This window comes from Pseudomonas sp. UBT (assembly GCF_050915955.1).
In the GTDB taxonomy this organism is placed as follows: domain Bacteria; phylum Pseudomonadota; class Gammaproteobacteria; order Pseudomonadales; family Pseudomonadaceae; genus Aquipseudomonas; species Aquipseudomonas antarctica_A.
On sequence record NZ_CP168081.1, the window covers coordinates 448396 to 472384 of the forward strand.

The 23989-nt window shown below is 60.6% G+C and carries 16 protein-coding genes; 3 read left to right on the forward strand and 13 right to left on the reverse strand.

Features of this window, described 5'->3' with window-relative positions:
• Positions 1-401: 401 nt before the first annotated feature.
• A complete protein-coding gene (locus tag ACDZ94_RS26480; protein WP_432751670.1) occupies positions 402-3011 on the forward strand; it encodes a hypothetical protein in 2610 nt (869 codons plus the stop codon).
• 123 nt (positions 3012-3134) lie between these two features.
• Entirely contained in the window at positions 3135-3788 is a 654-nt protein-coding gene (locus ACDZ94_RS26485) for a hypothetical protein (RefSeq protein WP_432751671.1), read from the forward strand.
• Between the two features lie 39 nt (positions 3789-3827).
• Here the strand turns inward: ACDZ94_RS26485 and ACDZ94_RS26490 are convergent, their stop codons facing one another.
• The 4 genes from ACDZ94_RS26490 to ACDZ94_RS26505 all read right to left on the reverse strand — a co-directional run bounded on the left by ACDZ94_RS26490 (position 3828) and on the right by ACDZ94_RS26505 (position 10782).
• Positions 3828-4697, reverse strand: coding sequence for an isocitrate lyase/PEP mutase family protein (locus ACDZ94_RS26490; RefSeq protein ID WP_064452377.1), 870 nt, complete (start codon positions 4695-4697; stop codon positions 3828-3830).
• A gap of 179 nt (positions 4698-4876) precedes the next feature.
• Positions 4877-7930, reverse strand: coding sequence for an efflux RND transporter permease subunit (locus ACDZ94_RS26495; RefSeq protein ID WP_064452378.1), 3054 nt, complete (start codon positions 7928-7930; stop codon positions 4877-4879).
• Between the two features lie 9 nt (positions 7931-7939).
• On the reverse strand, positions 7940-9052 hold the full coding sequence (locus ACDZ94_RS26500; RefSeq protein WP_221296088.1) for an efflux RND transporter periplasmic adaptor subunit: 1113 nt from the start codon (positions 9050-9052) through the stop codon (positions 7940-7942).
• 104 nt (positions 9053-9156) lie between these two features.
• Entirely contained in the window at positions 9157-10782 is a 1626-nt protein-coding gene (locus ACDZ94_RS26505) for an efflux transporter outer membrane subunit (protein ID WP_432751672.1), read from the reverse strand.
• A gap of 341 nt (positions 10783-11123) precedes the next feature.
• Between ACDZ94_RS26505 and ACDZ94_RS26510 the strand changes: the two genes are divergently transcribed.
• The gene (locus ACDZ94_RS26510; RefSeq protein ID WP_432751673.1) at positions 11124-12065 is read left to right on the forward strand and encodes a cupin; all 942 of its coding nucleotides are present in this window, start codon (positions 11124-11126) and stop codon (positions 12063-12065) included.
• A gap of 42 nt (positions 12066-12107) precedes the next feature.
• Here the strand turns inward: ACDZ94_RS26510 and ACDZ94_RS26515 are convergent, their stop codons facing one another.
• From ACDZ94_RS26515 to ACDZ94_RS26555, 9 genes are all read right to left on the reverse strand, one after another.
• Positions 12108-13016: a LysR substrate-binding domain-containing protein gene (locus tag ACDZ94_RS26515; RefSeq protein ID WP_432751674.1), complete on the reverse strand. Its 909-nt coding sequence runs from the start codon at positions 13014-13016 to the stop codon at positions 12108-12110.
• 195 nt (positions 13017-13211) lie between these two features.
• Entirely contained in the window at positions 13212-13700 is a 489-nt protein-coding gene (locus ACDZ94_RS26520) for an Hcp family type VI secretion system effector (protein ID WP_053256108.1), read from the reverse strand.
• Between the two features lie 116 nt (positions 13701-13816).
• Complete coding sequence (locus ACDZ94_RS26525) at positions 13817-14461, reverse strand: two component system response regulator (protein WP_064452382.1); 645 nt, start codon at positions 14459-14461, stop codon at positions 13817-13819.
• Between the two features lie 24 nt (positions 14462-14485).
• On the reverse strand, positions 14486-17170 hold the full coding sequence (locus ACDZ94_RS26530; RefSeq protein WP_432751675.1) for an ATP-binding protein: 2685 nt from the start codon (positions 17168-17170) through the stop codon (positions 14486-14488).
• Positions 17167-20859 carry a type VI secretion protein IcmF/TssM N-terminal domain-containing protein gene (locus ACDZ94_RS26535; protein WP_432751676.1) on the reverse strand — a complete coding sequence of 1231 codons (3693 nt, stop codon included), beginning with the start codon at positions 20857-20859 and terminating at the stop codon, positions 17167-17169. The genes ACDZ94_RS26530 and ACDZ94_RS26535 overlap by 4 nt, the downstream gene beginning before the upstream one ends.
• Positions 20860-20866: 7 nt before the next feature.
• Complete coding sequence (locus tag ACDZ94_RS26540; protein ID WP_432751677.1) at positions 20867-21535, reverse strand: DotU/TssL family secretion system protein; 669 nt, start codon at positions 21533-21535, stop codon at positions 20867-20869.
• The gene (tssK, locus tag ACDZ94_RS26545) at positions 21532-22917 is read right to left on the reverse strand and encodes a type VI secretion system baseplate subunit TssK (RefSeq protein WP_432751678.1); all 1386 of its coding nucleotides are present in this window, start codon (positions 22915-22917) and stop codon (positions 21532-21534) included. Before tssK ends, ACDZ94_RS26540 begins: the two co-directional genes overlap by 4 nt.
• 40 nt (positions 22918-22957) lie before the next feature.
• A complete protein-coding gene (gene tssJ / locus ACDZ94_RS26550) occupies positions 22958-23584 on the reverse strand; it encodes a type VI secretion system lipoprotein TssJ (RefSeq protein WP_432751679.1) in 627 nt (208 codons plus the stop codon).
• Positions 23581-23988 (reverse strand): DUF4150 domain-containing protein, encoded by a 408-nt coding sequence (locus ACDZ94_RS26555; protein ID WP_221294699.1) that lies wholly within the window; start codon positions 23986-23988, stop codon positions 23581-23583. The genes tssJ and ACDZ94_RS26555 overlap by 4 nt, the downstream gene beginning before the upstream one ends.
• Between the last annotated feature and the right edge of the window lies 1 nt (position 23989).

Genomic DNA, 23989 nt, shown 5'->3' on the forward strand with positions numbered 1-23989 from the left:
CTTAGGTGTTATGGGCAGATGTTTTCAAGTGAGCGACAGGCTGTTTTTATTGTGCTCGACGTGTTTGTCGAGGCTGATTTTTATCATATTTTTCGCCACCTGCAGCGTTGCCGGCGATTAAACTCGATTAATTAAACTTCACTTCTTTTAATCAGCCGCAGGTGTAGCGTTGATAGGGTCTTAGCCGCTCTGCTTCGACAAAAACCTTTGGTTTGCCGCCGCAGGCTCTGCGGCGGATTTTTTAGACGTGGTTAAATAAACTTAGATAAATATTTATAGTCGGAAGTCTCCATCACTGATGGCGATTTGATTCTGCTTGTCTCAATTATTTGTTTGTAACAAGACTGTTGCACATACCCCCCAATAATCCTCTCTCCGACGCCAGCTCCAGGAGACAGGTCATGCAGGTCAACCCGGTCGACAGCACACCCTCAGCGCGCGATAACCCCAATTGGAATAAAGCGGTATCCAGGGCAGTAGACACCCCACCGAGCGACAACCGCCTCGGCCCCGATACAAAGCGCCCTCAGGGTGACTTTCGCACCGCGCAGCAGATCATCGACGAGAACCCTCTGCTGAAAAACCTCGGCAACCAGAGCGGTGTGAAAGACAAGCTGCGTGAGCGCGTGGGGGATTTCGAGCACGATCCGGACGCCGCCTACCGCGCGAGTCGGGTGCTGGAGCACATTGAGAAACTCGATGAAAACGGCAAACCGACCGTTAAACGCTCAGAGTTCAACGAGGCCGGTAATGGCAAGATCGACGGGTTCACCAAGGGCGGTGATGCCCGTCACGGCACTGAAGCCGGGCGCTTGCAGGACTTCGGCAAGTACGGCTGGGACACCCTCAAGGGCGATCTGCCGGTCACACCACCCAAGACGCCGCCCAAAGGCGATGCTCCGTCCAACCATCTGCCCTTGCCGGGAGAAGGCAGGCCGATGGGCGATACCCGCAGCGCGCAGCAGATCATTGAAGACAACCCCTTGCTGAAAAACCTCGGCAACCAGAGCGGCGTGAAAGACAAGCTGCGCGAGCGTGTCGGCGACTTCGAGCACGACCCGGATGCCGCCTGGCGTGCGGCCCAGGTGCTCAATTACGTCGAGAACTACGACGAAACCGGCAAACACATTGAAGGCGCCAACGTCGGCAATGGCAGCATCGACGGCTTCACCAAAGATGGCGAAGCGCGTCACGGCACGGAAGCAGGGCGCCTGCAGGATTTTGGCAAATACGGCTACGACAACCTCAAGGGCCTGGACGGCAACAGCGCCGACGACCAGATAAAGGACTTGAATGCCAAGGCCACTGAAGAGGCGGTCAAGGCGGCCGGTGGCGACGCCTCCAAGGTCGGCGCCGACTATTTTGTCAGCGGCACCAGCAGCGCCAGCGGTGCCGATAAAACGGCGGCGATCATCCAGTTGTCGACCGGCCTGGCCAACTATAAGGCCGGTGCGGATGCGTTCGCGCACCAGGGGCCGGACGGGGCCAATGAGTGGTCCGGCGACGGCAAATCACCCGGCCAGCAGCGCGAAGATTTTATTCACGATGTGCAAGGCCGCATCGACAAACTCAGCAAAGACCCGGACGTGCAGCAGTTCCTCAACACCCAGGGCACCGAGCAATTGCAGAAAAGGGTCGCTGCCGACCCGGCCTTGAAGGCCGAGATGGAACGCCGCCTGGACGCGTCATCGAGCACCGACGCGCTGCAAAGCGCGTTTGCCGCCAAGGGCGTCAGCACCTCGGATGCACTGTCGAGCTTTATCAAATACCCGGACTTCTACGCCCAGGCGTTGGGCAAGCAACCGGACTACAAAAAAGCCCTGGAAAACGCCCCGCAGGCCATCAAGGACAAGGTCAAGGCCGAATACGCGGACATCACCTCCGGCAAACAAATGAACGACCTGATCGCCAGCGGCGTGCCGGCGGACAAAGCGGTGATTCAGTCCGGTGTGAACAAAGCGATCTTCGACGCGGTACTGGATGACAAAACCGTGCAGGCCGGCAGCGCCAGCTTTAACGATGCGGCCGCCAAGATGGGCCGTGAAGACGTGCTCAAAGGCCAGTCCATCGATGATTTCTACCGTGGCCTCGGGGTTACCGGCGCCAATGATCCACGTCTCGAGCAGGTCATCAACGACAACATTGCCGCGTTCACCGCGCCCGGCGAAGCACCGCCCAAGACCGCCGATATCATCAGCGGTATCCGTGCGGTGGAGGACGCCATGCGCGGCGGCGCCAAGTTTGACGACGCCATCAAGAAAGTCCAGAGCACTTGGGGCGGCAAGCTGCCGGCCGGGGTCAGCGCGGCTTACAAGGCCGGGGTCATGCACGGCGTGTCCGGCGTATTGTTGGCCGGCGCCATCGGCACGCGGATCGCCAGCGGCAAGGGCGGCAGCACTGCGCAAACAGTGGGCCAGTCGTTCCAGGCGGCGGGCCTGTTCATGGAAGGCGGCGCCAAATTTGTCCAGGATCAGTTCGACCGCACCCAGCAAGGCACCTACAAGTTTGATGCACCCAAGTTTGTCAAAGATGTAGAGAATATCGGCAAGAGCCTCGGCGGCGTGGCCGGTAACGTGTTGGGCCTGGTCACCGGGGCGCTATCCGCCAAAAACTCGGCCCAGAGTGGCGACAAGGTCGCCGCAGGCTTCCAGGGCACCTTCGCAGGCCTCAACGGTTTGTCCGCCGTCGCCGGTGCGGTGGAAGTCGCCACTTACGTGGTGCCGCGCATTACCACGGTTGCAGCCGGTGTTGCCGAGGCCGCAGGGGCGATTGGCGGGGCTGCAGGTGCGTTGGCGGGTGCCGTGGGCGGCATCGCGGCGGTGGGTGGTTTGATCTACGCGATCATTGCCGACATCAAGGCCGACAATGCGCGTAAGAAACAGCAAGAGGATTGGTACAAAGGGCTCACGGATCAGCTCAATGGTTTCGGCGTGACGCCGCCGCCATTGGACGTCATCATTGCGCCGAAAAATGGCTACGTTGACGTGGGGAATCCCAACGCCAATTACTGACTAACGCGGGCCTTTGCAACCAACACCGTCGAAATGGCGGTGTTGTTGTTTTAGCAGCTTGCCGCGAAAAATGCATGCCCTATCATGGCGCACGCACTCCTCTCTACAAGGACCAGAGGCTCCATGAAAAAACCGTCATACATCCTGCTTGCCACAGTTTTATTGGGGCTCAGTGCCTCAACGCTGGCGGCCGAAGGTTTTATTGGCACCGGCATCAACACCGGTAACGGCTATGAACCGGATGGCCACGGTGGCCTTAGAGGCACCGGGGGGAACCTGGGCGGTGACTATAAGCTGCTTGAAGATGGCTCTCTCATGGGCACCGGCAAAAATAGCGGCAAAGGGTATGTGCCGGCCGATGACGGTGGCCTCAAAGGCATCGGCTACAACAATGGTCGCGGGTTTGCCCCGGATGGCTCGGGCGGCTACAAGGGCACCGGCTATAACTCAGGCGAGGATTACCGGTCTGACGGCAAAGGCTATTTTCGCGGCAACGGCACAGCCTCGGGCGCCAGCTGGCGGTCCGATGGACAAGGCGGCTATGAGGGCACCGGCGAATACCGCAAGCGTGGGTATAAGTCTGATGGCCGTGGCGGCTATATCGGGACGGGCAAAAACGAGGGGCGGGGCTTGAGTCCGATGGCCGGGGCGGATTTATCGGCACGGGTGACAACGCGGGTGGCGGCTGGGAACCTGATGGGGACGGCGGCTACAAAGGCACCGGCAATAACCGGGGAGAGCGCTGGAAACCTGATTGAGGCCGCGCTCACCCCGTGAGCCCGGTGCTGATTGTTTCAATCAGCACCGTTGCGACCCTTACTCCTTAACGTCCATGAACTCTGCAGCCCATGCCACGTAGCTCTCCGGCAACGTGTAGGTATGCGTCAGTTCAGTCGCGCTGAGGTTCGAGGTGCTGCTGGTCATCTTGCGCTGGGCGCGCAAGCTGTCGTAAGTCGCCTTGATCGACGCAAAGTAGGCGCCGTGCCCGGCCACCACAATGCGCACGCCCAGGCTGGCCAGGCGCTCGCTGTCATTGAGCTTCGGATTGCCGTAGGTCACCAGCATCAGTGGCACGGTGAGGTTTTCTGCGATCTGCTCAAGGTGCTCGAAGTCCTTGACGCCAACCATGCAAATGCCGTCAGCACCGGCGTGTTCATAGGCCTTGGTACGGGCGATGACATCTTCGGTCGGCAACACCCCTGCGTTGGTCCGGGCGATGATCGACAGCTGCGGATCGACACGCGCCTCCAGCGCTGCCTTGACCTTGCCGATGCCTTCCTCGACAGAAATCAGGTCGGTGGATTTACGGCCAAACTGGGCGGGCAACAGCGTGTCTTCAATCGTCAGTGCGGCCACGCCGGCACGCTCAAGCTCCTCGACGGTGCGCATCACGTTCAGGGCATTGCCGTAACCGTGGTCGGCGTCAGCGATGAAAGGCAGTTGGGCGACACGGCCAATCCGGGTGGCCTGCTCGACGAACTCACTCAGCGTGATCAATGCAAAATCCGGTGCGGCCAGTACCTGCAAAGACGCGACTGAGCCACCCAGGATACCGACCTCAAACCCCAGGTCTGCCGCGATACGGGCGGACATGGGGTCGAAAACGGAGGCGGTTTCAACGCACATTTTCTTTGCAAGCAATTCACGGAAGTTGCGGCGCAACGCTGAGTGAGAAATCTTCGGCATGTTCTTTCCTGGCTCTGTCATCGTCGAGTGACGATCAATGTCTATTCATGGTGATGCCAGATTACCATGCACACGAACCGGGGATTATGACGTTTGAGCATGGGGTAGGCGCCCAACACATGGATTGTTGCTTCACGCTTGGGGGCTGGACAAGGCGATAAGGCGCTTTCTGCGCCTCATCATCCATACGCCTGCTGGGCCGTGCCTGCCTCGTGACGGTGCGTCGCGCCAATAAACAGGTACATCGCCGGCACCATGAACAACGTCAACAGCGTGCCGATCGACAGCCCGGCGAAGATCACCAGGCCCATATCATGCCGCCCGGCCGCCCCGGCGCCGGAGGCCCAAACCAGTGGCACCACGCCCAGCACCATCGCGGCCGTGGTCATCAGGATCGGGCGCAACCGCACCGCGGCCGCTTCTTCAATCGCCTCACGCTTGCTGCGGCCTGCGCGCTGCAACTCGTTGGCGAACTGCACGATCAGAATCCCGTGCTTGGTGATCAACCCCAAGAGAGTCACCAGGCCGACCTGGGTGTACACGTTAATAGAGGCATAGCCCATGGTGATAAACGCCAGCGCGCCAAACAGGGCCGGCGGCACCGAGAACAGAATCACCACCGGGTCACGGAAACTCTCGAACTGGAAGGCCAGGGCCAGGTAGACGATCAGAATCGAGAACAACAGCAGGCCGACGAACCCGCCTGACTCCTGTATGAATTGGCGCGATTCACCCGAGAAGTCGGAGGTGTAACCCGAGGGCGCAACCTGGGTCAGGATCGTGTTCAGCTTGGCCAGCAGCTCGCCCTGGGCCACACCACTGACGCCCGAAAGCGTGGCCGAGTTGAGTTGCTGGAAGTGGTTGATCGATTCCGGCTGCGTCGAGGTCTCGATATGCGCCACCGTACGTGCCTGGATCATGGCGCCTGCGGGTGTGCGAATGTAGTAGTCGAGAATTTGCTCGGGGTTGAGGCGATCCACCTGCAACACCTGGGGAATCACCTTGTAAGAGCGCCCGGCGGTGGAGAAGTAGTTCACGTAGTTGCCACCCAGTGCGGCAGACAAGGCGGCACCCACGTCGGCTTGGGTCATGCCCAGCGCGGCAATTTTTTCGCGGTCCACCACCAGCTTGGCTTGCGGCTTGTCCAACTTCAAATCCATGTCGGAAAACCAGAACAGCTGCTGTTTTTGCGCCTCGGCCATGACTGCCTGCGCGACTTCATTGAGGTTTTCCACCGAGTCGGTGGTGGTGATCACAAATTGCACCGGCAGACCTTGGGCGCCCGGCAGTGACGGCAGCGGAAAGGCCGCGATCGTAGCGCCGGGCACCTGACTCCATTTTTGCTGCAGATCCAGGATCAACTGAGCTTGGGAGCGCGTGCGATCACCCCAGGTCTTGAGCAACACGCCGCCCAGGCCCTGGTTAAGGGCAGGCAGGCCGGTCAGCTGGAACATTTGCGCGTATTCCGGCTCTTTGTTAGCGATCTGGAAAGCCTGGTCGGCGATCCGTTCCATCTGTTGTGGCGAGGCCGTCGGCGGGCCTTTGATCTGCATGAAGACCAGCCCTTGGTCTTCGGTGGGGGACAGCTCGCTTTTGGCGGTCATGCCGCTGGCGGCGACCAGCAGGAACAGCACAAAACCAAACGTGACCAGCACCGGCCAGATGTCCAGGCCGCCTGACAGGACGCGGTGGTAACGCCCGCGTAGCCAGTCAAAGTAGTGGTCGAGCCGGCGTGCGAAACGACCTTCTTCCTGCCCGGTTTTGAACAGCTTGGAGGTCATCATTGGTGAGAGGGTCAACGCGACCACGGCCGACACGGTCACCGCGCCCGCCAAGGAGAAACAGAACTCCTTGAACAGTGCCCCGGTGAGCCCACTGCGCAGCCCGATAGGCACATACGCGGCAATCAACACCACCGTCATCGCGATAATCGGGCCACCCAGTTCCCGCGCCGCCAACAGCGCCGCCTCGAGTACGCCTTTGCCTTCCTCCTTGATATGGCGGTCGACGTTTTCCACCACAATAATCGCGTCGTCGACCACCAGGCCAATCGCCAATACCAACGCGAGCAGGGTCAGCAGGTTGATGGAATACCCCAGCAGGTACATGACAAAGAATGTGCCGACCAGCGACAGTGGTATCGCCACCAGCGGCACAACCACTGCGCGGAACGAGCCGAGGAACAGGTAGATGACCACCGACACAATAATCATGGCCTCAACCAGGGTCTTGACCACCTCGTAAATCGAGGTGTTGATGAACGCGGTGGAGTCATACACGATGTCGCCGCGCACGCCGGTAGGCAGTTGCGACTGCAGTTCGGGGAAGGCCTCGCGCACACTGTCGGCGACGGTCAGGATGTTCGCGGTAGGCGCCACCTTGATCCCGATGAACACTGAACGCTTGCCGGAAAACGCCACGCTGCTGTCATAGCTTTCGGCGCCAAGGGTCACGGTCGCGACATCTTCCAGGTACACCAGCGCGTCGCCTTTCTGCTTGATCACCAGCCGTTTGAACTCATCCACCGTGTGCAAATCCGTCCCCGCCGTGAGGTCCACCGTCACGGTTTGCCCTCGCGTCGATCCGACGGCAGACAGGTAGTTGTTGTTGGCCAGGGAGGCGGCGACGTCCTGCGCGGTTACGTTATGTGCCGCGAGTTTGTCCGGGTCCAGCCAGGCACGCAGGGCAAACTGGCGCCCGCCGAGGATCTCGGCGGTTTGCACGCCCTGGATCGAATCCAGCTTGGGTTTGACCACCCGCACCAGGTAGTCGGTGATGTTATTGGTGGGCAGCGTGTCGCTGTAGAAACCCAGGTACATGGCGTCTGTGGTCTGGCCGACGGCGATCGTGAGCACCGGCTCCTGAGCCTGGGCCGGCAGTTGGTTCTTGACCGAGTTGACCTGGGTATTGATCTCGGTGAGGGCCTTGCTCGCGTCATAGTTCAGCCGCAGCGTGGCGGTGATGGTCGAGACACCGGTGATGCTTGATGAAGACAGGTAGTCAATGCCCTGGGCCTGGGCAATGGCCGACTCCAGCGGCTGGGTAATAAAGCCTGCGACCGTGGACGCGTCCGCACCATAGTAGGCCGTGGTGATGGTGACCACGGTATTTTCGGTCCGTGGCCATTGGTTTACGGGCAATTCAAAGATCGAGCGCAGCCCCAGGATCAAGATGAATAGCGACACGACCACGGCCCAGACCGGTCGCTGAATAAAGGTATCGGTAAGTTTCATGGGACACCTTTAATGTTCTTGGGGAGTCGGAGCCGGGTCGTTCAGCGGTGCGGTGCTGTTATCGACCTTCACCGCCGAGCCGTTTTTGAGTTTCATCTGGCCACTGGTGATCAACAGATCGCCTTCTTTCACGCCGGACAGGATGGCAACCTGATCACCACGGGTCGGCCCAGTCTTGATGAAGGTTTGTTGCGCGGTGAGCACCTCATCGCCCTTGTCATTTTTGCTCGACGTGGCGATGAACACCGTGGTGCCGTAAGGGTTATAGGTGACCGACGTTTGTGGCACGGTGAGGTAGCGCTGGGTCGTACCCGAGTTGACCACCGCGCGGGCAAACATGCCGGGCACCAGGTTTTGTTTGGGGTTTTCGACGGTGGCTTCGACCGTGACGTTGCGTGTGGTTGAATCGAACTGGGTGTCGATGGTGCTGATCCTGCCCGTGAAGGTCTGTTTGGACAGGCCATCGGCCGTCACCGAAACCGCTTGGCCGATGGCGATAGACTCCAGCTGGGTTTGCGGCACCGAGAAGTCAATGTAGATCGGGTCAAAGGTCTGCAACGTGGCGATTTTGTCGCCGGGGTTGAGGTACTGTCCGGGGTTGACGCTGGTAATCCCGATGCGCCCGGCAAACGGTGCGCGAATAGTTTTTTTCGCCACCAGCGCCCGTTGCTGTTCTGCGGCGGCGAGTTTGGCCTTCAAGTCGGCAGTGTCGGTATCAACCTGGGCCTGGGACACCGCGTTTACCGCCAGTTGCGCCTTGTCACGCTTGAGCACGATCACGGCCAGGTCGGCCGTGGCTTCAAGCGAGTGAAGTTGCGCGATGTCGGCGTCGGCATTCAACTGCACGAGCAGTGCCTGGGCCTCGACGCCTTGCCCGGGTTTGAAGCCGATGGTGCGCACGATACCGCCGACTTCGGTGGTTACATCCACCCCGCGCACCGCCTTCATAGAGCCCACGGCGGAGACACTCGGTTGCCAATCGCTGAAGGGCACCTGCATGGCCGTTACAACAGCGGCGGGCAAGGGCACTTTTGACTGGGCAATCAGCGCTGAAATCTGCACGAATTTCACCCCGGCAATGATCGCGACTATCACCACGACCACCCCGATCATGATCAGCATCGGCCGCCACAGTCGCTGCTTGCGTGGGTTGCCTGGCGGGGGTGGTGGGGCAGAGGCAGGGTTGACTTCAGCCATGGGGGTTCTCGCTGTTTCAATGATTCAATTCAGTTGAGCCGCGCCGCATCGGCAGGCGCCGCCTTGGTCTTGGCCGGCATGATTTCTTGCCACGACGGCAGGCCGAAGCGATCCGGGCGACCCTTGGTGGCGGGGTCCACATCCGCGCGGTTCCACCAGCCGCCACCCAATGCCTGGAACAGCGCAGTGGTGTCGCTGTACCGGGCGGCCTGAGCCTTGACGCGCGCCAGTGCCGTGTTCTGGTAGGTTTGTTGGGCGGTCAGCAGGTTGATGTAAGCCACCGCCCCGAGGCGGAACTGGGCCTGCACCAAATCCAGGTTGGCCTGTGCGGAATGTTCAGCCGCGACTTGCTGGTTGAGCGCGTCGGCGTCAGCCTCCAGCGCCCGGAGGGCATTGGCCACATCCTGAAACGCCGTAATCACCGTGCCGCGATAGCGCGCCGCCGATTCGTCATAGGCCGCCACGGCGGCACGTTTGCGATGTTCGAGGGCGCCGGCATCAAATATCGGTTGGGTGATCGAGCCGGCAAGGCTCCAGACGCCGGAGCCTGCTGAAAACAGCTTGGTGCCGCTGGTCACCGTAGACCCCAAAGACCCGGTAATGCTGAATTGCGGCAACTGGTTGGCGACGGCCACGCCAATGTTGGCGCTGGCCTGATGCAGTTGAGCTTGTGCAGAACGCACATCCGGCCGCTGGCCGACAATGGCCGAGGGCAAGCTCAGCGGCAGTTCTTGCGGGAGTTGCAGAGACGCGAGGTTGAAGCGCTCGCCTCGATCCTGATTTGGAAATCGGCCCAGGTAAGCCATCAATTGGTTACGCGTTTGCGCCAATTGTTTTTGCAGGGGCGGCAAGGTGGCGCGGGTTTGCGCCAGTGCGGTCTGCTGCGTGAGCACGTCGGCATCACCGATGGCGCCGAGTCGGCGCTGCGCCTGCAGCAGGTCCAGTTGGTCGCTCTGGAGTCGGATGATTTCTTCGGTGGCGGCGACTTGATCCCGCACAGACGCCAGGCTGATGGCGGTATTGACCACATTGGAGGTCAACGTAAGGTACGTCGCCTCCAGCTGGAAGCGTTGGTACTCGGCTTGCGCTGTGGTCGATTCAATTTGCCGGCGGGTGCCGCCGAAGACGTCCGGGGCGTAGGAAACGCTCAGCGACGCGGAGCTCACCGTGAGAATCGGCGACTCGGGGAGGCCAGACGTGGCCCCGGAGACTTTCTCGCGGGTTTTCTGAACGTTGCCGCTCACCGAGGGAAACAGCGACGCCTGGTCGGCGTAGACCAGCTCGTTGGCCTGGCGCAGCGCTGCTTGTGCGGCGCTCACATCGGGGTTGGCACGTAAGGCTTCTTCGACCAGAGCGTTCAACGCCGGCGAACGGAACAGCGTCCACCATTGCCCGGGAATATCCATCCCGGCGATCAACCGCTGCGCCGCGCCGCCGACGGCGATGTCGGCCTGGGCAGTGGTGGTGAGTTTTTCCCGCGAGTAGTCGGCATTCGCGGCCACATCGGGCCGTGTGAAATCAGGCCCGACGGTGCAGCCGGCGAGGACAAGGCACAGCAGGCTCAACGAGGCCAGAAGGTGTGAGGGTCGAAAAAGCGCACAGGCTGGCGCCACAGGGTGCGGTCCCGATGCAGGCTGCCGAGGCTGCTCTTTCATATTCACTCTGATTAATCAGTTGGTTAACTGCTTGTTTGTTCAGCAATGAGTGCAGGTGCATCAGGCCGGCCCGCTTGGCGTGACGGGGTTCAAGTCACGCGGGGCGCGTGGGTTGAACGTTAATTCAAGAATGGCGTAACCGCCAATAGATGCAATCTTCAGCGGGGGGTGTTGGGTGAGGGTTGCGCCTATCTTGCCGGTACCGGGTGGCTGCCCCATTGCGCATAACTGCTGTGCGGCGTGAGGGCTTAATCGCCCGGCGCGCGATCACTATAGTTTGTTCACCGTCGCAACGCCCTGCGAGGCGCTGCGCAACCCAGCCGAAGAGTGAGGTGAACATCATGAACAGCGAATTCAAGCCCGACCACAACCACGCGCTGCCGAGCCATCAAGCGGACGTCGAATACTTTGAATACAGCAAAGCGGCCAACCCCATCAGCGCCAATCTGATTACCCGAATTCCGTACCACAACTTTCCGGCATCGCTCTATGACAGCGGCCCCTCACGGGTGGTAGCGCTCGACCTCAGTGATGCACTGGGCTGCGAAGGCCCGGCCACCGGCCCGGGGCTGTGTGCCAATTTCATTCGCCTGAACGCCGGCGACGCACTGACGCTGCACCCCAACGCGACTTCACAAGTGTTCTATGTGATTGCCGGGGAGGGCCGTGTCGTGCAGGGCGAGCACGCTATCGAATGGTCAACCGGCTGTTTTATCGCATTGCCGGGCATGCTGGAAGCCCGCTTCAGTGCATCACAGGATGCGCGACTGTACTACGTGCACGATGAGCCGCTGCTGCGCTACCTGGGGGTGACGCGCAGCACCGACCGCTTCGTGCCAACGCTGTACCCCGCAGCACTGGCCAACCAGAAATTGCGTGAAGCGGCAGATGATCCACATGCCCAGGATCGCAGCCGTATCAGTATTTTGCTGGGTAATCGCAACTTTCCCCAGACCCGCACGGTGACCCATGTGCTCTGGGCAATGTACGGCATTCTGCCGGCGGGCTCGATTCAAAAGCCGCACCGGCACCAGTCGATTGCACTCGACTTCATCATCGACTGCCCCGAGGGGTGCTATTCACTGGTCGGCACTGAGCTGGATGCCGACGGCCAGATCCGCAATCCGGTGCGCGTTGATTGGGCGCCTGGCCTGGCGTTTGTGACGCCACCGGGTTACTGGCACGCCCACTTCAACGAGTCCGACCAGGAAGCCTTCCTGATTCCTATCCAGGACGCCGGGCTGCAAACCTATTTGCGCGCGTTGGATATTCGGTTCAGCTGACAGGCCATTAAGGCACCGCCCTGGCCTTGTTGCCGGGCGGTTTTAGCGTTTCCAGTAAGGTGTATCACCCAACTGCTCGACGATAAAGTCGATAAAACACCTTACCTTGGACGACACGATTCGCTTCGGCGGATAGACAAACCACACGGCATACGCCTGCTCTGCGCCACGGATTTCCCATTGCTCCAGCCAGACCTGCAATTCACCCGCTGCAATACTCTTGGCCACCAGCCAGTCAGGCAGCAACGCATAGCCCAACCCCTGGCGCGCGGCGATTAACTGAGCGTCCAGATCGTTGATCCGCACACCGTCGTTATGCACCCGTGGCAACAGTTCGTCGGCGCGGGCAAACGCAAAGTGCCCAGCGGCATTCGTACTCACGATGGCAGGCAGGCCCGCGAGGTCTGCGGGCGTTGCCGGAGCCGGGTGTTCCATGCAAAAAGCCGGGCTTGCCACCAGCCAATACTTGCCGTCGCAGATCTTACGGGCTTTGAGCGTGGAGTCGGGAAGGGCGCCAATGCGTATGGCAAGGTCCACGCCTGAATGGATCAGGTTGACCTGGTCGTCATCCAGTACAAGCTCCAGCTTGATCTGCGGATAGCGGGCCAGAAACAGGTTCAAGACCGGAAGGATATGGTGGCGGGCAAATGCGGGCGGCAAGTTGAGTTTAAGTAACCCTCTGGGTTCCTGGTTCAGTGCCGAGGTTGCCGCTTTGGCTTGTTCAAGTTCATCCAGCACCCTGCGGGCGTGCATCAGAAATGTCTGGCCGCCTTCCGTCAGGTGCAGCATGCGCGTGGACCGGTTGAACAAGGCGATGCCCAGGTCCTGCTCAAGATCCTTCACGTAGCGTGAAACCGTTGACGCCTTGATGCCGAGCCGCTCGGCGGCACGGGAGAAGTTATTGCCTTCAGCGGCTTCGACGAAGGCGGTTAGCGCAGTGAAATAGTCCAAGTGCCGCCTCGCTATTTAGGATGGGGAGAGGCGCTCAGGTTACCGGCTCTTGTCGGGCGCGGCCATTCACATCCTGCAACCCCATTCAGCGAGGTACTGCAAAAAAGCAATCTGTAAGCATTGTTCAATGGTTGTTCCAAACACAGGTAGACGAAGGCTACAGGGCGATAGGACCCTGCAGCCTTCGTTGCCGTCTTATACCTTTGGCGCCAACCACGAATCTTCGGCTTCAATACCGTCTGGCTCGTAGGTCCAGGTGATTTTTTCGTAGGTAAACGCCAGGTCTTCCATGTGCCCCATTTGCTTGTTGTTCGGGTCCAGGCAGTTCGGCGTCCATGACTTCATCGACACCAGCACCGCATTTTCAAGCTTCGCGGTGTAGTACTTCTCCTCGGTGCCTTTGGGCGAGATGCGATAGAACTCCAGGGAGACGGTTTTCATTTGCTCGCCGGACGTCAAGGCCTGGTAGAGCTTGGGCGAGGCCTTGTCGATTTCCTTGGTCAGGGTCATTGCGCCATGCACGCGCTTGCCTGTAGGAAGCCCGGTTTGCGGGTTTTTCGGGATTTCGATGGTGTGGTCTACGGCCTGCAGAAGGATCTTTCCTTCGTGGCCCTGGACTTTGGTCGAACCTTCGATTTTGCCTTGGTTCTGGCCTTCCAGCGTGAGATAGCAGGGCATGGGCATAACGAGCACTCCAGTTCATTAAGTAAGGTGAACGTACGCGATGGCCTTCAAGCCGCTTCGCGATGGAGTCAGATTACTGAGGGCCGGCAACCGCGACCCTCCGGTGAAGACCTGAATCATTCTTGAGCGCACACGCCCAGCTTGAACGCCCATTGGGTAAGGTCCGCGGCGTTGTGCGCATCCAGCTTTTTCATCAGGTTCAAGCGGTGGGTTTCGACCGTTTTCAAGCTGATGCATAACAGCTCGGCGACATCGCGGTTACGCGCGCCTTCAGCCACCAGCTTAAGGATCTGGCGCTCGCGATCGGTCAGCGTGATGCCTGGCTGTGCGCTCGCGTTTGCCCGCAGCGCTGCGACCTGGTCGGGGTTCAAGTCGGCATCCAGAAACGGCCGGCCCGCGAGCAACGTGGCAATGGCCGCCCTGAGCACCTCACTGGTGCTGCTTTTGAGGACGTAACCATCCGCGCCGGCATCCAGCGCCAAGGCGGCGTTTTGTTCACTAAGACGAGCCGTGAGGGTCAGGACACGAATAGCTGGCCAGCGCTGGCGTATCAACGGCAAGGCAGAAAGGCCATCCATCACCGGCATGTTCAGGTCCAGCAGCAGCAAGTCCGGCTCCAGGGCGCGGCACACGTCCAGCGCCTGGCGCCCATTCTCGGCGTCCCCGACAACCCTGACTCCAGGCGCGTCAAGGAGCAGGGCACGCAAACCCTCACGCATCAGCGGGTGGTCATCTACCAGCACAATCCGATAGTCAGCCATAGGTCATCCTGTATGAGGGGTGTATCAAAAAAGCCGCACGCATGCGGTCTCAAGACTGCGTAATGCGGCTTCGCAGTCAGCGTGTTTTTGTTGTTCTGCACTGTCTTCAAGCTGGCGGCCGAGGTGCTCCAGCTCCCGCTCACCGAATTGCCCGCAGGTGCCTATAAGGGTGTGTGCCAGTTGCGCCAACTCCGCGTAATCCGCCACGTCGCACGCCTCGCGCAGCGCACCCAGCAAGCGTTGCGTGTCAACCCGAAACAGCTCGCGCAGGCGCGGTTCGGTGAGCGGCGAGACGGCTGGCTCAGTGGCCTGCACCCGTAGAGGGCCAATGGCACCGGCGGGCATCGGCGCAGGTTCCATGCCGCGCTTGAGTTGCCAGGCAATGGCGGTTTCCAGTGCCCTGAACAGCTGCCCGGGCAGCACCGGTTTCGCCAGGTAGGCATTGGCACCCTGGCGCAGGAAACCTTCGCGATCACCTTCCATGGCGTTCGCTGTCAGTGCAATGACCCAGATATCTTCATCGAGCACCCCATTCGCCCCCGAGCGCAGCTTGCCGATGGTTTCCAGCCCACCCATCACCGGCATTTGACTGTCCATCAAGACCACGTCGAAGATCACTTTGCTCATCAGCTGCAAGGCTTGTTCCCCATTGCTCGCGCACTGGAAACGATGGCCGAATCGTTCAAGGTACAGGCAGGCGATTTCACGGTTGGTGGCGACATCGTCTACCACCAGAACATTGAGTTGATACGCTTGGCCAAGCAGTGTGTCCATGTCCTCGCGTACCGGCGGTACGATCACTTCATCCGGAGCCAGGGGCGGGAAGGGCAGCACCAGGGTAAACGTCGACCCATTGCCGGGGGTGCTTTTGACCCCGAGCTCGCCGCCCATGAGTTGCGCCAGGCGGTGGCTGATTGAAAGGCCCAACCCGGTACCGCCGTATTCGCGAGTGGTGGAGGCATCGGCTTGGCGAAAAGCATCGAAAATCTGTGCCTGTTTGTCCTCGGCAATGCCAATGCCGGTGTCTTCGACGCTAAAACCCACGGTGATCCCCGGCCCCTTCCACACCAGTAACCGCACAGAACCACTCGGGGTGAACTTGATGGCATTGCCGAGCAAATTGAGCAATATCTGCCGCAAGCGCAAGGGGTCACCCTTGACGCCCGCCGGTACGTCGCTGGCCACTTGCACGGTCAGGCGCAGCTGCTTCTCTTGCGCACTCGGCACCAGCACGTTGATCGCCTCGGTAACCAACGCAACCACGTCGAACGCCGTGTGTTCCACGATAAGGTTCCCTGACTCTATTTTGGAAAGGTCAAGAATGTCGTTGATCAACGCCAGCAGCACATCGCCGTTATCTCGGATAGACCCCACGAAGCGCAGCTGTGGTGTGTCCAATGACGTGTCAGCGAGCAAATGGCTCATGCCGATGATCGCGTTGAGCGGGGTACGGATTTCGTGGCTCATGTTCGCCAGGAACTCGCCCCTGAGCAGGTTGGCCCGGTCGGCGCTCTGCCACGCTTCGCGCAGCTCGCAGGTGCGCGCCTGCACCTGGCTTTCAAGCCCCAGGCGCTCGGTGTGAACGGTGTCGAGCAGGTCGTTATAGGCTCGGGCAAAGCGTCCCAGCTCATCGTCGTGTACCACCGGCAGGCGGCGAGTCAGGTCATCGGAGTGTCGGGTTTCTTCGATGGCCTGGGCAAAGCCGGCCAGCGGGCGCGCCAGTTGTTGGCGCAGTACGGTGAGCAGGCCCAGGGTCAACAGCACCAAACCGATCAACGCAAACGGCGCTTCGTTCATGATCAGTTGCAAGGTGTTGGCCTGCAGGCGCGCTCGCGGGTAAAGCGACACCAGGTACCAGTCCAGCACGTCCAGGCGCGCGACCACCGCAGTGCCATGGTTGAGCTTCAGTAGCTGGGGAAAGGTGCCTTTCATGTCCAGGCCGGGTAACGGCGTCGTCAGGTAACGGTACTCTTTGGGTGCCCCTCCGGGCAGCGTGGCGATGGGCAGCCCGGTGTGGTCGATAATGAAACCGTTGTAGCCGCGCAGTAACTGCGACATGCGCGCAAAACGGTCATTGAGCTGCAGGTCGTAGCCGGTGATGACTTCCACCTTGCCGTGCTTGTCGCGGCCGATGGCGGCCACAGTGATCAGTTGTTGCCCGGTATGGGGGTCATAGACAGGCCCGTCCCAGACAATGTCGGCCTTTGTATCCGGCAGGCGCTTGCTCAAGTCCCGCAGATAGTCGGCACGGCTGGCGGTAAACCCCTTGACGGGGTAGGGGCCGGTGGAAAAGGCAGCGCCGATGCCCGGGAAGTAGAAAAACGTATCCACGATCATCGACAGGCCCGCCGCGCCATAGGCTTCGGCCGCCACTGCTGCACGGGGTAACTTGGTCGACGGTGCGGCGCCTGGGTCGGGCAGCCAGCACAGCGTACTGCGCGGCGTCGGTATATCGATTTCTTCGGTCGCCGGGCTGCGCCACAGTCGCAGTAACCGGCGGGCGCCATCGGCGCTTTCCTGCAAATCATCGTTATCGACGCGCGTGATCAACTCCACGCGTTGGCTGAGCTCCTGCAGCGACTCGCGCTCCAGTTGATGGTAGACGCGCCACGCGCTCAGCCCGGTTGCAACACACCAACTGCCGGCCAGAACCACGACCAGCACGCAGGTAATGCGCAAAGCCAGTGACCGGCGCCATAGTTTTCTCATTCAGGTGGGGCCTTGGTATCCGCTGGCCATACGGGGGACGGGATACCCGACCAGCCATAGGCAATCTGTGCCGGTGGTGCCTGCGCGGCCAAACGCCGTTCAGCAACGCTGCCTTGCGCGGCTTCACCCACTGCGTTAGCGGCGTCCTGGGTATCCATGGCCGTCAGTTGGTCACTGATGGTTTTCAGTTGTTCATTGATCGCCTTGGACTGGCTGTCGGCAGCCTGGGTTTGTTGGTCGGTTTGTAACAACGTATCCGCCCCGGTATATCGATAGGTGAGTGTCAGCTGGGTAATGTTATCGCTGGCCATCAAGTCACGCTGGTCAGGAAAGTCGTCCGGGGTAAGGGTGCGTAGGCCACTGGAAAATGACTGCAGGAAATCGATGAACCCATGCTTGCCAGGCCAGCGTTTAGTCAGCGTGTAGTGTGCAAAACGCACCTGCAGGCTCACATCGCCGCACGCGCCTGGCGTCCAGGTGAAGGATTCGCTGGTGGGGAAATTGAAGTTATCCAGGACGGTTGAATGGCTGCTGCATTGCAACGTCAGTCGGGTTTGCTGCGGTAATTGCCTGGCGCCCAGGTTGATCGACACCGGTGTGGCCTGAATGCCGACCACGGAGGCACTGGTTGGCAGGCTGAGCTGGGGCTGCAACGCTGCCAGCTGTGCCTGCAACTCTTTTTCAGCCGTTTGCAGGTTTTGCCGTTGCGCCTGGCGCACAGCCTGTTGCGCACCTGTTTGGCGCTTGGCGGCTGCGAGGTCCGACTGGGCATGTTGCATGCGGCCAATGTAGGCAAGGAAGGCACTGTTCATTGGCACTTTCTGGCCCAATGCAATAACCGGTTTAAACCCCTGCGCATCTTGCTGGATGAAGGTCTTGATTGGCCCATTGAGAAACCGCGGGAGTTGGCCGCGCTCGCCATAGAGTGCGTCATTCATCAACACCGGGTCGTGCACGCCCTCCACTGCGCCCAATACCTGGCTGTTCCATTGCTGCTGCAATTGGCTGGCGGCAATCTGGCCGGCATAGGCCATCTCGAAATCCAGGCCACCGGAGGCCAGTTTCCAGACGAGCGATTCGCGCGCGTCACCTTGCGTCAATTGGTTACGCAAAGCGTCGCGCAGGTCTTGAGCTTCCCACAGGGCAGCGGACTTGATTGTCGGGTCGTTGCCAAAGCCCCAATTGTCGAGGGCTACCTGGAACGCCTGTGCATCGCTCTTGCGCAGGTCAGTGGCTACCGCCTGCAATTTTTGATTGAACTGGCTAAGTACCTTTGCCTGCCTCATATCACTGTTCACGGCATCCACGCCCTTGGCGACAGAGCCGCTGCTGGCGACATCCTTGATTGCGTTACCGCCCAGTTCATTGGCGATGCGCAGGTGTCCGAGCAGGCCGCTGTTATCCGCTGCGGGGGTTTCTTGCGCCAACTCAAACAGGCGGTTCATGTGCACGCTCAGTTGCGCCCACAGCCTGCGATTGGCCGCCGGAATCAAGGCGAAACGCTCGGCAGTGCGTTGCAGCAGTTGACGGTAAGGCGCACGTGCCGTGCCGACGGTACTGAGGGCGTCGCGCCATTGTGCTTGGCTGGTCATCCGGGCTTGATCCATCGAAAGGTAACCTTCGATAAAACGATACCAGGCATCCTGCGTGTCATCCTGGTACTGCACAAGAAAATGCTCACGTTGATTTTTCCATAATGCCTGATTACCCGTCGCGGCGATCAGCTCATCGATGAATCCCAGAATCGCGCTGCGCCCTTCAAAAGTAAATGCGCGGGGTAGCGCAGCGTCGGCGTCTTTCGGCACCTGCGAGTAGTCAGAATAGCGAAGCGTGGGCAATTGCGGCTGTTGGTCAGCCCAGGCTTCCAACCAGGACAATGAACGATTGGCAAGGCCCAGGCCGTTAAGCTGGCGCAGCGCGTTAGCGCGGTCCTCCACCAAGGCTCGCTCGTCGGTTTGCCAGTTCAGGTAAGCCTTGAAGCTGCCACTCAACGATTGCACCAGCGTCGCACTGGGCACCTGGTCCGGTAAAAATCGCCGTAGCAGCGGCAGCAGTTCCTCGCCAGGGCCTGGCAAGGCATTCAGGGCGCCGCCGGCGAGGCGCGCATTGATCAAGTTGATGCGCCGAACCAACAGCTCCGTGTAGCTGGCGATCAGGGTGTCGTCGTTGCTGGTCGCAATCGCCTGCAACTGATCAGGCAGCAGCGTCATGAACAAGGGGCGCTGCACGTTTTTATCGAACCCGGCCACGTATCCGGCACGGTCGAACTGAATCACTTGATTGACCCGGTTGTGGAACGGCAGCCAGCGCTTCCAGCTCGGCGTCACATCATGCTCAAGGTTCTCAATGAACTGGTGATACTGGTCAAACGTGTGCAGATCCCGTTCCAACCCCTTATCGAAAGTGCTGGTGGGCGGCCATTTTTGAGCGATCAGGTCCAGTTCGTGACTGACATGATTGCTGGAATACATCAGCAGGACGGCGCAGGCGCCGCATCCGACCAACCACAGCACGACGGCGGCATGCCCTGTCAAGCGGCGCCAGTGCCGCCAACCGTCGATGGCGCGGTACGCGAAGCGTTGCGAAGGCAGTACACGGTCGAACAGTTCATGGCTGAACCAGCCGACCGTGCTGCCATCTTCCTCAACCCCCTCGGCGGTTAAAAACAGACCGGACAACAGGGGCGGGGCGCAGTAAGGGTTGCTGGCGAAGGCGGGCAACAATAGTTGTTCCAATGCCGGGCGCAGCGCGGCGACACGCTCGGGAAAATGCAGTGCCTGGGCGTTGGGCAGCAGCCGTTGCCCAAGGTCGACCCGCAGTTCGAAGAGACGACGGCCGATTTCACCCAGTACCTTGTCCAGGAATGCGCGCGCGTCTGCATCGCCCCCATCGACCAGCAGACCGAGCGCCTGCTGGCGTTGATTCTGAGTGAGGCTGGCGGCCCATTCCGGCATGCCGTCAATGCGTTCAGCGCCGGTAAGAACCAGGTACACCGGCAGGCGTGCTCCGAATACCTTCACCAGATCGTCCAGTTGGCGGCGCAGATTCTGCCCAAGCGCGGTCAGGTGAGCCTTGTTCTTGTCTTGCAGAGATTCAATCGCAACCTCCAGAATCACGCCGTTCAGCGGTTCGCGCCGCCGTGAACGCAACAGTCGCAACAACAGGCGTTTCCAGGCACTGGCACTATCGAGCAAGCGGCTGGACGGGTCGAGTACCACGGCATTCTCAAAAAACCACCAGTCAAGTACGTCGCCGGGTGAGGTGCTCGCCTCATGCCGTGCTGAACGCAATGGCGTATCCAGGCCGCTACGCGCCAACAGTGTGCTTTTGTCGCGTGTGGTATCCCCGAGCAGCATGAACCAGGGCAGGGCATAGAGTGCAGAGCCAAACTGGCCCGACTGGCCCAAACGTGACTGGCGCAGTAAACGCACACCGCTGTTCCAGCACTGATCGACATCGGGCTCGAGCGGATCGGCGCGCCCAGGCAGGTCGCGCTGCGGGCGCTTGCGCAGCCGCCAGCCTTGCCAGTAGCGCACCGTCCGCACCAGCATCCAGGTGCTGAGAATCACCGCGATGAGCATCAGTGGCATGCACCATAAAGGCCAGCCAGACAGCACCGTGACCACCCAGCAGGCACAACCGAGGACAATCAGCGCGACCATCCAGAACACGGCGACAAGCGCTTTCATCAACATTTCAATGGGCCTCCATCAGCATTGCAGCGGCCGCTGCCAGCGGCCTGTCCAGACCGATGTACAGTGCCGCCAGCCCCAGCAGCGGAATCACGATCAGCAGGGTAACTACCAGCGCGGGCAATCGCCGGCGCGTGCGGCGACGCTGCGCCGAGATGCCGAGTGACGGCTGGTTGAACAAGGTGCCGGACGTATCCAGCGTGCGCATCTGGCCGTCCCGGGCGATGCGTTGCAGGCATTGCCGACGAAAGTCGTCCAGCTCGCAGGCTGGGCGCGTTGCGTAGTGGCCGGCGAAACCGGCGAGCAACGCCAGGCCAAAGACCTCACGTACGGGACCCGCCTCCTCAGGTAGCGCCTGCCAGCGCTGGAAGAACTCCACCCCAGCCCGAGTGGTAAAAAAGTAGTGACGCTGCAAAGGCGAACGGCGCCAGTCAGCGGCGCCGGGCCACGCGGTGGTCATTGCGGTTTCATCCACCCAGGCCACCACCGCAAACAGCGATTCGCGAACCCATGCCTCGACGTAACCGCGCTCACGGGCGCGACCGGCTGCCACTTCCAGCTGGTTGATAAGGAGTGCTGTGGCGGTGGCTGCCGACGCCGCAGGATTTGCGAACACGGCCCGAGTGCGTTCAAAGATGCCGACCCAGCAGTCGGCCAAGCGACCTTCGTTCATGCGCGTACCACCACCAGCTCGACCAGCATGTCTGCCGGGGCGTTGGGCATAAACAATGCGGCTGCCTGGGTGCTGCAGACTTTTTCCCAGGCTTCGCTCAGTGGCTCCAGGCGGTAATAAAGCGCTCCGGGACGACGGGGCATGCCTTGCGGCGGCACTTGCAGGTAAATCAGCTCGACCCCCGGCAATGCGCGGTTGATCAGGTCCGGCATGTCCTGCGGCGCACCCAACTTGCCATCCAGTTCCAGCTGCTGCGCGAGTCGCGTCGGATCACCATCGCTGCGTACCACCAGGTAATAGCGGTGGCGCGGGCCGAGAAATGCGTCCGGCAAGCTGCTTTGGAATAACCCCTCGCTGGGCAGCAACCGCACCAGGAGTTCTGAACCGACGCTGATCTCGTTAAGCAATTGGCCGATCAACCCGGCAGCCAGGGTAATGGCCTGGCCGGAGGTTTCATGCTGATAGGACGTCAGCAGCGATCGACCGTCGCGGGTTTGCCCCAGCATGTCGCAGCGCTCGCTGAACACACTGAGTTCGCCGATCAATTGACGCAGCGTCCCATACACCTGCCACGGCGAGACTTGTGGCGTCTCCAGCAAGTGAGTCAGCAATGGGCCATAACGGTTGAGGATCACCAATGCCAGCAAATTGTGCGTGTGTGCGGCATCGAAGTCGCCGTAACGCGCGTCGCCGGATTGCTTGAACACCTCCAGCTGGCGGGCTCGGCCGACCAATTCGTCACGGGTGTCTCGCAACGTTTGCATCAACGCCGGCGAGGCACCGATCATCACGCAAGGTGCGATGTAACGCTCGGCCAAATGAATGCGGTCACCGTCGTGCTCCAACCGCGCGATAGGCAGCAAGTCATAGGCGCCGAGGTTGTCCAGTTCATCTTCCCAGAACAAGCGCAAAACGTAGGACATTTGCCGCACCAGCGCTTCGGGGGCGTCGCCGTGACGATCATTCAGTGTGTGCGGGTCGGCCCTTACGGCAAAACGCACGTTGGCTTTTTCAGCGTCTTGCAGGTCTTCGAACACCTGGGCATCCGGTTCGCCCGGCTGGCTGCGCTTGAGGCCGACATACAGCGTGCGGCTGTCGCTGACAAAGTCTGCAAGCGCCAGCGGGCGGCATTCCAGTGAGGCGTTGCCGGGGTATTCGACCAGGCTGCCGTCGGTGAACCGCACCGACAGTTGTTCAACCCGACATTGACGCGACGCCAGTGCAGCATCATTCAAACACATCGATATCAGCCCCCAGGCATGGGGTTGTTGGCAGGCGAGGGTCCTCGTCACGAGGCTTTCCAGGCGAGCGTCATTCTGCTGAAAGTGCTGCGGCTGCAGGAACAGGCCTTGATGCCAGTAGAGCGGTTTGTCGATGTTCATAGGGCACCTCGACAGAGAGGGGAAACACACGGAACACCGATCATTGGCCGGCGCCAGTCAGGCTGACTTCGCCTTCGACGGGTTGCTCGGTCACCGGTTTTTCCAGCTGGCTTTGCTGGCTGCGCAACAGTGCGTCAGGTCCCAGCAACAGGTTGATGGCCAGCGTTTTCGGGCGGGCGGTCCAGGTTTTACTGAAAAAGCCCGTGGAGGCCACGTCCACGCCAATCCGGTAGAGCTTGACGCTGCGCTGCGGGTCCAAGTGGGCATAGCCGGCGCTGATGCCGACCATTTTTGCCCCCTCCAGGCGTGGCAAACGCACGGTGCGGGTCTGTCCCGGCTCGATAAACAGGCGTGTCAGGCCGATCAGGTCCGGTGGAGCGCTGCTCATCAGCAACAGCTTGCTCAATTGTTGGCTGCTGCCGGTGTAGGCACTGAAGGCGTTCGGTTGAGCGAACTGGGTCACGACCAGCAGGAGGGTGTGTGCCTGGCCGTCGTATTGATTGAGGTCTTTGTCGGCGGTCAGCGTGAGTTCAATGCTGTCATTGGCGTAGTTCCACTTCAGCTCGTTCAACGCCTGTTGCTGCGGTGTCGGACCGTTACTGCTACAGGCTGTGAGCAACACACCGAGCAACAGCACCGCAAGGGTTTTAAGCGCCACTGTGTTCATCTCAACACCAGCACTTTGGTCTGGCCAGGCGCGCTGACCATGCCCACGGTATTCTGAGGGGCGCCGTTATGCCCGGTCAGGCAGGTCACTCGCACGGCAGGTTTACCGCCGACCGTGACGCAGGTGCTGGCGTTGAGAAAGGTCATTTCGCCCATGATCCGGCCACTGAGCAGGCCGCCTGCGGCACCGGGTTGATCGCCATTGCTGATCGTCACTTTGCTCATCAGCGTCATCGCTGGCATGCCCATCACCAGCACGTTTGACATCAGGCCGCCGGGGTCGGCCATGCGGGTGTCGGCGGTGTTGGGATAGGGCATGGGCAAAGGCCCGGTCGGGGTTGGTGTGTTGCACATGTCGGGGGCGGTGGCGGTGGCCACTGCGCCATCATTCGTCAGCATGAACATG

Excerpts from the sequence above, each read along its gene's own strand:
- ACDZ94_RS26480 (WP_432751670.1), top strand. The coding sequence starts at position 402 with ATGCAGGTCAACCCGGTCGACAGCACACCCTCAGCGCGCGATAACCCC.
- ACDZ94_RS26485 (WP_432751671.1), top strand. The coding sequence starts at position 3,135 with ATGAAAAAACCGTCATACATCCTGCTTGCCACAGTTTTATTGGGGCTC.
- ACDZ94_RS26490 (WP_064452377.1), bottom strand. The coding sequence starts at position 4,697 with ATGCCGAAGATTTCTCACTCAGCGTTGCGCCGCAACTTCCGTGAATTG.
- ACDZ94_RS26495 (WP_064452378.1), bottom strand. The coding sequence starts at position 7,930 with ATGAAACTTACCGATACCTTTATTCAGCGACCGGTCTGGGCCGTGGTC.
- ACDZ94_RS26500 (WP_221296088.1), bottom strand. The coding sequence starts at position 9,052 with ATGCTGATCATGATCGGGGTGGTCGTGGTGATAGTCGCGATCATTGCC.
- ACDZ94_RS26505 (WP_432751672.1), bottom strand. The coding sequence starts at position 10,782 with ATGAAAGAGCAGCCTCGGCAGCCTGCATCGGGACCGCACCCTGTGGCG.
- ACDZ94_RS26510 (WP_432751673.1), top strand. The coding sequence starts at position 11,124 with ATGAACAGCGAATTCAAGCCCGACCACAACCACGCGCTGCCGAGCCAT.
- ACDZ94_RS26520 (WP_053256108.1), bottom strand. The coding sequence starts at position 13,700 with ATGCCCATGCCCTGCTATCTCACGCTGGAAGGCCAGAACCAAGGCAAA.
- ACDZ94_RS26525 (WP_064452382.1), bottom strand. The coding sequence starts at position 14,461 with ATGGCTGACTATCGGATTGTGCTGGTAGATGACCACCCGCTGATGCGT.
- ACDZ94_RS26530 (WP_432751675.1), bottom strand. The coding sequence starts at position 17,170 with ATGAGAAAACTATGGCGCCGGTCACTGGCTTTGCGCATTACCTGCGTG.
- ACDZ94_RS26535 (WP_432751676.1), bottom strand. The coding sequence starts at position 20,859 with ATGAAAGCGCTTGTCGCCGTGTTCTGGATGGTCGCGCTGATTGTCCTC.
- ACDZ94_RS26540 (WP_432751677.1), bottom strand. The coding sequence starts at position 21,535 with ATGAACGAAGGTCGCTTGGCCGACTGCTGGGTCGGCATCTTTGAACGC.
- tssK (WP_432751678.1), bottom strand. The coding sequence starts at position 22,917 with ATGAACATCGACAAACCGCTCTACTGGCATCAAGGCCTGTTCCTGCAG.
- tssJ (WP_432751679.1), bottom strand. The coding sequence starts at position 23,584 with ATGAACACAGTGGCGCTTAAAACCCTTGCGGTGCTGTTGCTCGGTGTG.
- ACDZ94_RS26555 (WP_221294699.1), bottom strand. The coding sequence starts at position 23,988 with ATGTTCATGCTGACGAATGATGGCGCAGTGGCCACCGCCACCGCCCCC.